Origin of the sequence: Streptomyces oryzae (genome assembly GCF_017676365.1) — a bacterium.
Taxonomy (GTDB): Bacteria; Actinomycetota; Actinomycetes; order Streptomycetales; family Streptomycetaceae; genus Streptomyces; species Streptomyces oryzae.
This window is the reverse complement of the sequence record NZ_JADKMA010000088.1, coordinates 1-12,178: the sequence shown is the minus strand read 5'-3', so window position 1 is coordinate 12,178 and position 12,178 is coordinate 1. Positions and strand designations below refer to the sequence as shown.

8 protein-coding genes and 2 pseudogenes are annotated in these 12,178 nt (G+C 73.2%); 2 read left to right on the top strand and 8 right to left on the bottom strand.

Going from position 1 to position 12,178, the window contains the following annotated elements:
- Positions 1–2: 2 nt before the first annotated feature.
- Positions 3–656, bottom strand: coding sequence for a response regulator (locus tag ITI46_RS18305; RefSeq protein ID WP_209240717.1), 654 nt, complete (start codon positions 654–656; stop codon positions 3–5).
- Positions 657–815: 159 nt separating this feature from the next.
- On the opposite strand from ITI46_RS18305, the gene ITI46_RS18300 reads away from it, so the two are divergent.
- Together ITI46_RS18300 and ITI46_RS18295 are read left to right on the top strand one after the other, a co-directional pair.
- Entirely contained in the window at positions 816–1,754 is a 939-nt protein-coding gene (locus ITI46_RS18300; RefSeq protein WP_209240716.1) for an ABC transporter ATP-binding protein, read from the top strand.
- 2 nt (positions 1,755–1,756) lie between these two features.
- Positions 1,757–2,554: an ABC transporter permease gene (locus ITI46_RS18295; protein WP_247746180.1), complete on the top strand. Its 798-nt coding sequence runs from the start codon at positions 1,757–1,759 to the stop codon at positions 2,552–2,554.
- Between the two features lie 14 nt (positions 2,555–2,568).
- On the opposite strand, the gene ITI46_RS18290 is transcribed toward ITI46_RS18295, so the two are convergent.
- The 7 genes and pseudogenes from ITI46_RS18290 to ITI46_RS18260 all read right to left on the bottom strand — a co-directional run bounded on the left by ITI46_RS18290 (position 2,569) and on the right by ITI46_RS18260 (position 12,030).
- A complete protein-coding gene (locus tag ITI46_RS18290) occupies positions 2,569–4,410 on the bottom strand; it encodes a hypothetical protein (protein WP_209240715.1) in 1,842 nt (613 codons plus the stop codon).
- 378 nt (positions 4,411–4,788) lie between these two features.
- Positions 4,789–5,919 (bottom strand): sensor histidine kinase, encoded by a 1,131-nt coding sequence (locus ITI46_RS18285; RefSeq protein ID WP_307808224.1) that lies wholly within the window; start codon positions 5,917–5,919, stop codon positions 4,789–4,791.
- A 38-nt stretch (positions 5,920–5,957) separates the two neighbouring features.
- Positions 5,958–9,185, bottom strand: coding sequence for an alpha-N-acetylglucosaminidase (locus ITI46_RS18280; RefSeq protein WP_209240714.1), 3,228 nt, complete (start codon positions 9,183–9,185; stop codon positions 5,958–5,960).
- An 88-nt stretch (positions 9,186–9,273) separates the two neighbouring features.
- The gene (locus ITI46_RS18275; protein ID WP_209240713.1) at positions 9,274–9,921 is read right to left on the bottom strand and encodes a LuxR C-terminal-related transcriptional regulator; all 648 of its coding nucleotides are present in this window, start codon (positions 9,919–9,921) and stop codon (positions 9,274–9,276) included.
- A 55-nt stretch (positions 9,922–9,976) separates the two neighbouring features.
- Positions 9,977–10,432: pseudogene (locus ITI46_RS18270) on the bottom strand (nuclear transport factor 2 family protein); the annotation flags it as partial.
- A gap of 30 nt (positions 10,433–10,462) precedes the next feature.
- Positions 10,463–10,849, bottom strand: a pseudogene (locus ITI46_RS18265) (VOC family protein); the annotation flags it as partial.
- A 122-nt stretch (positions 10,850–10,971) separates the two neighbouring features.
- Positions 10,972–12,030 (bottom strand): S1 family peptidase, encoded by a 1,059-nt coding sequence (locus ITI46_RS18260; RefSeq protein ID WP_307808223.1) that lies wholly within the window; start codon positions 12,028–12,030, stop codon positions 10,972–10,974.
- Positions 12,031–12,178 lie beyond the last annotated feature (148 nt).

Below are 12,178 nucleotides of genomic sequence, written 5' to 3'. Positions count from 1 at the left end.
GCTCACCCCGGCACCAGCCCCGCCTCGTGGGCGAGGATCGCCGCCTGGACGCGGTTCTTCATCTCCAGCCGGGCGAGGATCTGGCTGACGTACGTCTTCACCGTGCCCTCGACCACGTGCAGCCGCGCGGCGATGTCGGCGTTGGACAGTCCGGCGCCGACCAGGCCCAGCACCTCGCGTTCGCGCGGGGTCAGCGCGGCGGTGCGGGCCTGCGCGGTTGCCCGGCGGCCCAGTTGCCCGGCGGCCAGGTGCGAGATGACGTGCCGGGCGACCGCGGGGGAGAGGTAGGCGCCGCCCCCGTGGACGGCGCGGATGCCGGACAGCAGCTCCTGCGGGTCGCCGGACTTGAGGACGAAACCGGCGGCGCCGGAGCCGAGCGCGGTGGCGATGTACTCGTCCTCGCTGAAGGTGGTCAGCATCATCACCGCGCTGTCCGGACAGGTGCGCCGCAGCTCGGCCGCCGCGCGCAGCCCGTCCAGCTTCGGCATCCGGATGTCGAGCAGGCACACATCGGGGCGGTGCCGCTGGGCGAGGGCGACCGCCTCCCGCCCGTCGTCCGCCTCCGCGACGACCTCGATGTCCGAGGCCGACGCGAGGATCGCCCGCACTCCGGCCCGGATCATCGCCTCGTCGTCCGCCAGCAGCACCCGGATCATCGTGTTCCCCGTCCCCGCTTACGCGCCCGCTTACGGCAGCACGCTAACCCAGCGCAGCTCCGGCGTCCTCCGGCGGCGGGCGGACCCCTGACGAAAGTGCAGGGCGCCGACGACCAACGTGCACTGCCCCCGCTCCGGCCGCTGCCTACCGTCCCCTGCATGCTCACACTGCGCGGACTGACCAAGAGATACGGCGAAAAGACCGTCGTCGACGACCTGACGCTGGAGGTGGCCCCCGGCAAGGTGACCGGCTTCCTCGGCCCCAACGGCGCGGGCAAGACCACCACCATGCGCATGATCACCGGGCTGGACCGGCCCACCTCCGGCACCGCACTCATCAGCGGCAAGCCGTACGCCGGACTCGGCCGCCCGCTGCGCACCGTGGGCTCGCTGCTCGACGCGCGCGCCACCCACCCCCGGCGCACCGCCCACCAGCATCTGCTGGCCATGGCCCGCAGCAACGGAATCCCCGCCCGCCGGGTGCCCGAGGTGCTCGGCGCCGTCGGCCTGACCGATGTCGCGGGCAGGCGCGCGGGCACCTTCTCGCTGGGGATGGCCCAGCGGCTGGGGATCGCCGCCGCGCTGCTCGGCGACCCTGAGGTGCTGCTGCTGGACGAGCCCGTCAACGGCCTCGACCCCGATGGCGTGCTGTGGGTGCGCACCTTTCTGCGGTCCCTGGCCGCCGAAGGCAGGACCGTCTTCCTCTCCAGCCATCTGATGAGCGAGATGGAGCTGACCGCCGACCGGCTCGTCGTCATCGGGCAGGGACGGCTGCTCGCCGACGGCCCGGTCGCGGACGTCGTCGCGGCCGGCACCCGCCGCAGCGTGCGGGTACGGGGCCCGCAGCACGGCGGTCTGGCCGCCCTCGCCGACCGGCTCGCCCGGGAGGGAGCCGAGGTGGACAGCCCCGCTCCGGGCGAGCTGGACGTGAGCGGCGTACCGCTCGAACGCGTCGGCGACCTCGCCCACGAGGCACATGTGCATCTGTACGAACTGCGCGCCGTCGAGGCGTCGTTGGAGGAGGCGTATATGCGGCTGACCTCGGAGAGTGTGGAGTACGCCCGGAAACGGCGTACCGACGTGGAAGCGGGAGTGTGACGATGGCTGCCGCAGATGCCGCGCGGCGCGGCCCGACGTCCCCGTCCCCGGCCCTGTCCCCGTCCCTGTCCTTGCCCAGCGCGCTGCGCGGGGCCGTGAGCGCCGAGTGGACGAAACTGGTGTCCCTGCGTTCGACCTGGTATCTGCTGCCGGGCGCGGCCGTGCTCACCGGGACCATCGCCTCCTCGGCGGGCGTCCTCACCCACGACCCCACCGCCTCACCCGGTGACCCGGCCGTGATCGCCGAACTCAACGGTGTGGCACTCGTCCTGTCGGCCCTGGCCATGCTGTCGGTGACGGGCGAGTACGCCACCGGCAGCGCGACGACGGCCTTTCTGTGCGTCCCCCGCCGAGGGCTCCTGACAGCCGCCAAGTGCCTGCTGCTCGGCGCCGTCACCTTCACGGCCGGACTGGTGTGCGCCGTGGTGGGCGTGGTGTGCGGCGTCCTGGCGCTGGAGGAGAGCACGTTCGACGCCGCGACCGTCAGCGGCCAGGTGCTCGGCATCGGGACGCACGCCGCGCTGCTGAGCGTACTGACCGTGGGGCTGGCCGCCGTCGTGCGCAGATCCGCTGGGACGGTCACCGCGCTGTTCGGGCTGCTGTTCCTGCTGCCCGTGGGCCTGGACGTGCTCCCGGGCGGCGAAACCGCCGTTGACCTCCTCCCGGCCGGCGCCTCCGAGGCCCTGCTCCTGGGGGACAACGGCACCTACGGCTGGGGCGCCGCGCTGCTGATCCTCACCTGCTGGAGCGTCACCTTCGTCGCGGCGGGGACGGCGGCGGTGATACGCCGCGACGTGTGAGAGGGCGCGCCGGATCAGTGCGCGGGGCGCGCCCGGGTGCGGTTCGCGCGGGTCGCCGACAGCCGGACCGAGGTGTCCCGTTCGGCGCGTACGGCCAGAGTGTTGCCCCTCGTCTCCGCCGGGCCGTCCGCCAGGCCGCTGCCGCGGGCGCGCAGCCGGGTGACGCTCTCGTCCCCGGCGGCCAGCACGTACCAGTGGTCCTCGGTGGACTTCCACAGCAGCCCCGTGAGGACCTTACGGGCCCGCGGGCCGCACGCCCTGGTGTCCTCGGCGCGCGAGGTGACGGCTCCCGGACGGCCCGGCGCTGCGGCCGAGGGCTGGAACTGCGTCATCACCCGGGCGCCCGCACCGCGCCAGGTCCCGGCCCTGGTGCACACCCACGCCGCCGCGCCGTCCCCGTCCGGCAGCCGCTGCCGGGCGAACTGCCAGGAGTTGACCGCCTTGACGCCCTCGTCCAGCACCGCCGGCAGATGGCACACCGTGTGCGCCAGCCGTCCGCGGGCTGCTGCGCCCGTCGCCGGTGCCCGCTCCTTGCCGTCCGTCAGCCGTGCCGGGGTCAACTCGCCCAGGTCCGTGTAGAGCTGGGTGTCCGGTGCTGCGCCGGGGCTGCCCCGCAGCGCCAGCCCCGGCCAGTTCTCGCAGTGGCGCGGCAGCGTCACCGGCAGCGGTACCCGTTCGGTCACCCCGTCCTCGTCCCGGGAGAGCGCGCGGCCCGCCACGTCCGCCGGGTCACGGAGATCCACCTGGGCGGCGTGGCTGATCCACGGGGCCGCCAGATACCGCACCTCGCCCTCGCCCCGGCTGACCACCAGCGCCCCGGAAGCGGCCGTACCCGCACCCGCCGTACGGGCCAGCTCCAGCGAGACCCCGTCCTTGGCCGCGGCCGAACCGTCGTCCGGGTCCAGCGGCTCGGCGTACCGCGCCACCCGCAGCCCGTCGTACAGCAGCACCACGGCGAAGCCGTCCAGCCGCCCCGCGTACAGGAGTTGGGGCGGGCCGGGCGGCGGGCCCTTCGGCGTGCCGGGTGCTGCGGTGACCCGCACGTCGGCGCGTGGCCTGGCCCAGGTGACCAGCGCCCGCCGCAGCAACGATTCATCGCGGGTGAGGGCGCCGCGCGCCGGCCATGCGGCGAAGTCCGTACGGGAGGCCCGCCGCCAGGCGCCGGGCCGCGCACGGGCCAGGGCGCCCGGATCGAGGGCACGCTCCCCGTCGGTGCCCCGCACCACGGGGGGCCGCGCCGCCGCATCCGGCCCCCAGGTGTCCCCGGGCGCCCCCAGCATCACGGCTGCCACCACTGCGGCGAACACCGCAGCCCCCGCCGCCCGCCAGTACCGGCGCCGCCGCACCACGTCGAGGGGGCGCGGCGCCTGGACCCGGCACAGCGGGCACGGGGGCGCCCCGCCGTCCGGCGGGGCGGGCCCGTCCGGGGGGCCCGGCGCGGGCTCGGCAACGGTCCCGGTCGCGGCCCCCGTTCCGGCCTCCGCGAGTGCCGCGTCCGGGTCCTTCACCCGGGCAGCGCTGAGCAGTTGCCGGATGTCCTGGTCGGCCAGCCCCTCCAGGTGCCGCAGTGCGTACGCGGCGCGAGCCGGGGCCTCGCCCCGCGGCCGGGGCAGCGCAGCGCGCAGCACGCGGAGCCGCAGCCATGCGTACGCGGGGTCCTCGCCCGTTCTCCGCGGGCCGGGGAGCGCCGCCGTCGACGTGCACCGGGTGGGGAGCGCCCCGCGGGTCAGCTCGTGCGCTGCGAGGGCTCGGCGCGGGCCGTCGCCCAGCACGCAATACGCGAGCCGGACCAGCCGTTCATAGTGCTCGACAAGTGCGAGCTCGGCCTGCTCGACGTCCAGCGTCCCCTCACTCACACCCCTGAGAACGAGCCCCCACCCACGCGGTCACCGGAGGCGCCCCGAAGGGGCGCGGGGAACTGCGCGACAAGCCAGGGGGCACCCGCAGTCCGCGACGGCGCGTCAGGGTCAGCCCCTCACCGGCGCGGTCACCGGGCAGGGCGGCGACGGGTTCCCCGCAGATTTCGCGTGCCCGGCAACGTGGGCTGCGCTTGCCCACCCTGCGCCCGGGGGGGGACCCCCTGCTCGCAGAGCTTGGGGGAGCAGACTGCCCAAGCTTCGCGGGCACAGTTGCGCCCCGAAGGGGCGCGGGGAACTGCGCGACAAGCCAGGGAGCACCCGCAGTCCGCGACGGCGCGTCAGGGTCAGCCCCTCACCGGCGCGGAGCTCATGGGCTCACCCCGTGACCGGCTCGGCCGGGACCTCCAGGGTGATCATGGTCGGGCCGCCGCGCGGGCTGCTCAGGGCGAGGGCGCCGTCGAACTGGGCGAGGCGCCGCTGGACGCCGCCCAGCCCGGAGCCACCCTCCAAAGAGGCACCGCCCTTGCCGTCATCGGTCACCGTTACCCGGATCACGGAGCCCCCGCCGCCCGCGGCGGGGGCGTACAGCACGTCGAGCCACACCTTCCCCGCCTCCGCGTGCTTGGCCGCATTCGTGAGCAGCTCACTCACCGCGAAGTACACCGCCGACTCGACGGGCTCGTCGAAGCGGCCCGGCAGTTCGATGTCCTCCTCCACCGGAACCGGCATCCGCAGCGCCAGCGCGCGCAGCGCGTCGGGGAGGCCGCGTTCGGCGAGCACCGGGGGATGGATGCCGCGCACGAGATCCCGCAACTCGTTCAGCGCCTCAGCGGAGTTCTCCCGCGCCTGGGCGATCATCTGCTTGGCGCGCGCCGGGTCCCGCTCGACCAGCGCCTCGATGGTGCCCAGGCTCATGCCCATGGCGACCAGCCGCGCCTGCGCGCCGTCGTGCAGATCCCGCTCGATACGGCGCAGCTCGGCGGCGGAGGTGTCCACCGCGTCGTGCCGCGTCTCGTACAGCTGCTCCACCCGCTGGGCCAGCAGCATCTCGCGGGTGGGCTCCAGCATCGCCTTGGTCAGCTGGTGGTTGACCGGCAGCAGCGGCGGCAGCAGCGCCGTGACGAAGCCGGCCGTCATATCGGCGGACAGCCAGGCCATGTCCCGCCAGGTCGCCGGGTCCTTGAGCAGCAGAACGCACCGCTCGACCTGGCCGACGACGCCGCTGCGCAGCTCGCGCGGCCAGGGCTGATACGGCTCCGGCACCTCGAACCCGCCCCACTCGCGGACCAGCCGCCGCCGCTGGTTCGCGTACCAGCGGACGGCCAGCTGGGTGGGCGGTGTGCTGATGACGCCCACCCCGATCGGCAGCAGCGCGATCGAGACGAGGGAGAGGACGAACAGCAGGATGGAGAGGGGGAGGCCGACGACCGCGAGCACGGGTCCCCGGACCAGCGCCAGCATCAGCTCGTGTGTCTGCACCGCGGCCCGCGGTCTGTCGTCCGTCACTGCTGCGCCCCCTCCACCTGCTCACCCCCGTGCCCGCGCTACCGCGTCCGCCAGTCCGCGAACTCCACCAGCGCGCGGTCGCCGCTGCCGCCGTTGGTGGCCGACATGAACAGACCGGCGTCCTGTCTGCCTGACGCTCCGGGCACTTCGACGGTTGAGACGGTACGCCAGCTCTTCCCGTCGTCGCTGGACAGCTCCCCCTTGTAGGAGCTGCCGGACCGGGAGAGCCGCAGCAGCACCGGGGCCTTGACCCCGGAGACCGACCGGTAGGTATCCAGGGTGCCGTCTCCGTTGCTGTCGTAGGACAGCACGACGCCGTGGCCCGGAGTCACCGCCAGGTTCACAAAGCCCGCCGAGTCCGGTTCGGCCAGCCGGTTGCGGACGACGATGCCCGCGCGGGCCCACGGGCCGCTCTCCTGCTGGGAGACGACCTTCAGCGTCACCGCGCCGCCGTCGTCCAGCGCCTGCGGACGGTAGACAGTGCCGAACTCGGCGGTGGACTTCCACAGATCGGCGCCCGCGCCGTCGATCGCCCAGCGCCCTTCCAGGTACCCGAAGGCGGCGTCGTTGGTCGTGGCGGTCTCCACGCCGTCGGGGAGCGGCCCGGCGCGGTAGATCCGGCCGTCCTCGACGGTGGTGACCCGCTCCTGGCCCTCGGGGCCGTTCTCGACCTCGACGGTGTACTCCAGCGGCTCCAGCGGTTCGGTCAGCGGCTGGTCGGCCGTGGTGAACCGCCAGCGCACGGTGGCCGTGCCGCCGGGGCTGATGGCGCGGTGCGAGGTCGGGTCCTGCGTCTGAGCGCCGTCGAGGCCGCGCAGCGCGAGGTCGACCGCGCCGGTGGGGCACAGCCCGTTCTCGTTGCGGAAGACCGCCTCCACCGTGCTGACCTTGCCCGGCGGTACGGCGCGCGGCTGGGCCGCGACCTTCAGCGAGCCCTGGTAGGGCGCCTTGACGAGGACGTCACGGACCCGGGTGGCGGTGGTGTACGGGTCGGTGAGCGGCCTGGTGGGGTAGTCGTTCGTCTTCTTCGTCCAGGGCTCCTCCTCCGCGTACCAGTCGAACTTCCTGGGGGCGCGCCGCTGTTCGAGCGCGTCCTGGAGGTCGTCGAGGAACGCCTTCCACTGGGGGAGGTGGAAGTCGCGGATGAGGCCCTGCCAGTCGCGGTTGGCGTAGTTGGCCAGATGGCCGCCGTCGGCCGTGGGGCGGTCGGCCCAGGTGGTGACCAGCACCCGTGCCGTGCGCTCCAGGTCGGCGCGCTCCCGCGCGGACGCCGCCGAGGCGCGGGCCGCCGCCAGCCAGGGGCCCAGCAGGAAGGCGCGGTGGCCGCCGGACATCTCGTCGGCCAGCTCCATCAGCTTCAGCCACAGCGCGGCCAGCTTCTTGAAGGTGGCCGCGTCCTTCTTCTTGTAGGCGGCCTGGAGCTGCGGGATCAGCGACCAGGAGCGGTTGGCGAGGACCTGGCGGCCGGTGTCGGTCAGGTCGTAGCGGTAGGCGTCGGTCTTCCGCAGCCGCGCGCCGACACCCAACAGCGCGGCGAACGCGGCGTCGAAGGCTGGCAGGTCGAAGGCGGGGGTGTGGGTGGCGTAGTAGGCGCCGGAGCGCGCGGCCAGGCTGGGACGGGCGGCGAAGACGCTGTCGTGCGGCCGGCCGTCCTTGCTGTTGATGCGGTACGCGGTCTCCCGCAGCGCCGTCATCGCCTTCTTCGCCTGGGCGTCAGAGGCGCCGTAGCGGATCCTCGCCCAGCCGTCGAACCAGGTGCCGCGGTCGACTGCGTTGTCCCGCCAGGCCAGTTCGCTGAACAGCTCCAGCGCCGCCGCGTCCCGGTGGGTGGCCTCCGGCATGTAGCAGGTGCCGACCAGCTTGCTGCCCCGCTTGTCCCGCCAGGCGGTGAAGCGCTCCGTCCACATGTGCGTCTTGGCGCCCATGGTGGTGCGGCCGCCGAAGTTGGGGATGGTCCCGAACGCGTACGGCACCCCGCCCCAGTCCTTCTCCCGGTCGGTGACCCGGTCCAGGTCGGAGAGGCCGTCCACGATGAGCATCTTGTCCTTGGCCTTGAGCCCGTCGAGCAGGTCGCGGCGCGGGTTCTCCTGCCAGCCGAGAATCACCCAGGTGGCGCCGGGCCGTGCGGTGTGCAGCGCCTTCTCCACGGCCCGCGCCGCCTGCGGCACCGGTACGTTGCCGGGGTCGCCGCCCTCGTGCAGCAGGTCCATCTTGAAGTGGTCGACCTCGCCGAACAGTCTGCGCTGGTGTGCGTAGAAGGAGGCCGCCACCTTGCGGAACACCGCCGTACGCGGGTCCAGCCACGGCGGCCGCTCCAGCCCGCTCCACTTGCCCTGCGGAACGGTACGGCCGCCCTTGTTGCGCTTGGCGAAGTCGGCCGGAACGGTGCCGAAGTAGCCCGGCAGCACCGGCTTCATCCCCAGCTGACGCATCCGCTCCACGATCCGCTTGCCCAGCGCGGCCCGGCTCTTGAGCAGCTCGGTGCTGATGGGGCCGCCGTACTCGGCCATGTTCTGCAGCAGCCACCACGGCTGGTGGGTGGGGGCCGGGATCCAGGAGCGGGCCTCCTGGTCGCTGTAGCCGAAGTCCTGGAGCATCCGGTGGTAGACGGCCTCCTGGCCCGCGGTCACCAGCACCTCGTTGAAGCCGTGCAGCGCCAGGATGTCCAAGAAGCGCTCCCACTGTCCCCAGTCGGCGTACGGGGCCGTGTAGCCGTCGTGGGTGTCGTTGAGCGCGAACCGGTTGGGCACGGTGGCCCGCTGGGCGTGCTGCTTGCGGGGCGCGGGCAGCGTCGCGGGCAGGTCGAGCTGGCTGCCGGCCCAGGAGATGTGCGCGTCGCAGCTGTACTTGAGGTACCAGTGCACGCCGGTCAGCAGCGCCACCGCTCCGGTGCCCGCCACCTGGATGCGGCCCGCGCTGCCGGTGACCTGGAACCGCTCGGGGCCGCCGAGCTGCCGGAGCGTGATCTGGTCCGCATGCCGGGGGAGCAGCCGCTGCAGCGCCGCGCGTGCTGCGTCGATGGCGGGCGCCTTTCCGGGCGCGGCGGCTGTGGCCCGTGCGTCCTGTGCGCCCTGGGGGGCGCCGGTTCTGTCCGCTGCCATGGCAGGGAGGTACCCGCTCCCCAGCGCGAGACCCGCGCCGAGCGCCCCCGTGGTGCCCAGCACGGCACGCCGGTTGAGGGGAGCACCGGGGGGCGGACCGAGGGGAGTGCCACCGGACTGATCGGACTTGTCGTATCTTTCGTGCTTGGTGATCGGCTCGTGCATGGGGGGCGCCTCCAGGTGACGGAATCCTGTCGGATGTCCTGCCGTATGTGACCAAAGACACGTACGGGGAGGCACGGTAACGAAGCGGTCAGCCTCGGTCGAGGTAGGCGAGCACGGCGAGTACCCGCCTGTTGTCGTCGTCCGAGGGCGGCAGCCCCAGCTTTCCGAAGATGTTGGAGGTGTGCTTGGCGACGGCCCGCTCGGTGACGAACAGCTGCGCCGCGATGGCCGCGTTCGACCTGCCCTGCGCCATCAGCTCCATCACCTCCCGCTCCCTGGCGGTCAGATTCCCCATCGGCTCGTCCTGCGCGCGCCGCGTCAACAGCTGCTGGATGACCTGCGGATCCATCGCCGTACCGCCTTCGGAGACCCGGCGTACGGCGTCCACGAACTGGTCCGCGTCGAACACCCGGTCCTTGAGCAGATAGCCCACCCCGCCGTTGCCGTCCGCCAGCAGCTCGCGCGCGTACAGCTGCTCGACGTGCTGCGAGAGCACCAGCACCGGCAGCCCGGGACGCTTGCGCCGCGCCTGGAGCGCGCACTGCAGCCCCTCGTCGGTGAAGGAGGGCGGCAGCCGTACGTCCACCACGGCGACGTCCGGCTCCAGTTCCAGCAGCGCCCGGCTCAGCTCGGGGCCGTTGTCGACCGCAGCGGCGATCTCGAAGTCGAACGCCTCCAGCATCCGTACCAGGCCGTCCCGGAGCAGAAAAAGATCCTCGGCGATCACGACACGCACGGAAAACTCCATATTCGCAGCGGGTTGAGCCGTATGGCGGCCGGACGCCAAGAATCTACCGGCGAATGCCGCGGCCCGCGTCGCCGCCCGGCTCGCCGCTCGCGTCCTCGCGCAGCGCGGCCGCGACCGCATCGAGGCGGCCCATCCCATGCGCGACCCCGAGCCCGTCCATGTAGTCGCGGACGTGGACGAGGCGACCGTCGCGGGCCCGCAGCACCAGCAGTCCCGGGAAGCGGAACGGGCGTCCCTCCGGCGCCACGGTCCCCGTCACCGTCTGCTCGACGGTGAGCACCTGCGGGTCCGCGCTCTCGTGCACCACGACATCGCGGATCTCCTCGGGCCTGGCCGGACTGCCGTCCCACAGCGCGTGGTAGCCCGCCCGGATCTCCTCCCGCCCGGTGAAGCGCCCGGGCAGCCCCGGAAAAGTGAACGGGAACTCGTGCACACCGTCCACGGCGTACAGCTCGGCCAGCGCGTCGGCGTCCCGGTCGAGCATCGCCCGGTGATAGCGGGCCAGCAGCTCTGTCGGGGCCGGCCGGGCAGCGCGGGGCTGGATCAGGTCCCACCGGTTGCCGTACAGATCGCGGAAGACGGCCACCGTCCCGTACGGCTCCTGGCGGGGCACCTCCTCGAAGTGGACGCCGACCGCGGTCAGCCTGGCGTGCTCGGCGGCGAAGTCGGAGGTGCGCAGGAAGAACCCCACCCGTCCGCCCGTCTGGTCCCCGACCCGGCTGCGCTGCGCCGGGTTCGCGGCGCGGGCCAGCAGCAGCCCGGTGCCGCCCGTCTCGGGCGGGTCCACCACGACCCACCGCTTGTGCTCGTCGACGCGGGTGTCCTCGCGGACCGTGAAGCCGAGCAGGTCGACGTAGAACGCGAGGGCCTCGTCGTACTCCTCGACCAGCAGCGTGACCAGGTCGATCCGGTTCAATCCGAGTGTCCTTTCCCGAAGGGCGTGCTGCGAAGGGGGAGGGGGCTGCCCCCGGGCCGGTGGGAGTGCCCGGTTCAGGCGTCCCCGGCGGGAGTGTGCAGCCCCCTCCCCGATGCGGCAGGTCAGCCGATGTACTTGCGTATCCAGTCGCGGTGCTCGGCGACGCTCGGGTAGATGTCCGGCGTCGTGCCGCAGTCACCGACGGACCGGCTGGTGACGCCCGACAGCTGCCAGCGGCCGTTCACCTTCGTCAGCGCCGGAGCGCCCGAGTCGCCACCGCACGTACCGGCGTTGCCGTCCGGGTTGTCGGTGCAGAAGTCTCCCTCACGGATGCCCCAGGCGTCCCCGTCGGTCTCGTTGGAGATGCACTTGGGGGTGTCAGGGGCCAGCACCGGGAGATCGACCTCGCGGTGCTTGACGGGCAGCTGCGAGGGGTCGTTGCCCGTCGCCTTGGTGTAGCCCCACCCGGTCGCCTTGACGGTCTCGCCGGCTGCGGGGGTGCGGGCCGCCAGCTGCGCGGGTGCCTTCGACACCTTGGAGGACAGCTTGAGCAGCGCGAGGTCGTCGGCGCTCCCGCGGTTCTCGTCCTGGTATTTGTAGCCCGGGTGGACCACGATCTTCTTCACCTTGGCGACCTCGCCGCCCTGGGTGCGGTCCAGGGAGCCGACCCGCACGTGGTACATGCCGGGGTCGTTGGCGCCCGCCGTGGTGGTGACGCAGTGCCCTGCCGTCAGCACCCAGTCGGCCGCGACGAGGGTGCCGCCGCAGGTGTGGCCGTCCGGGTCGTCGCCGCGCTGCTTCTGCAGAGAGACGATGAACGAGTAGTTCTCGGTGGACTCTTCGCCCCCGATGATCTTCGTCTGGTATCCGGAGTCCCCGGACGTACCCGAACCCTGCGCCGCGTAGGCGACCGTGCCCGCCGTGGCGAGGCCCAGGGAGAGAGCCGATACGAACACCGCACGCGCGGCCCTGCCGGTGCCCCTGGCACTGCGGAGCACGAGGCGGTTTCCGGGGTTGTCGTTGCTGGTCTTGATGAGCGTGTCCTTTCTCTTCCGTCCCGGCACCGGGCAGGTGCCGGGCTTGCTGCTCTCTCGGGCGGAGCCGAGCACCAACAGCCGCCGTGTGGGCTCTTTCCGGTACTCGCCGGTGGCGCTGACCCGCCACCGGCGCACGGTCGCCACTCGCGCCGTGCGCCTGCCGCCGTCGAGGAGCCGCCGGGGCCGAGCAGCCGCCGCTGCTCAGCCGCCGGCGACGCTCTGCGCCGGCCGCCGCGGCGCGCCGGTCATCCGCGCCGGGCCGTTGCCGGCGTACGGGTGAGGGGGGAGGGGG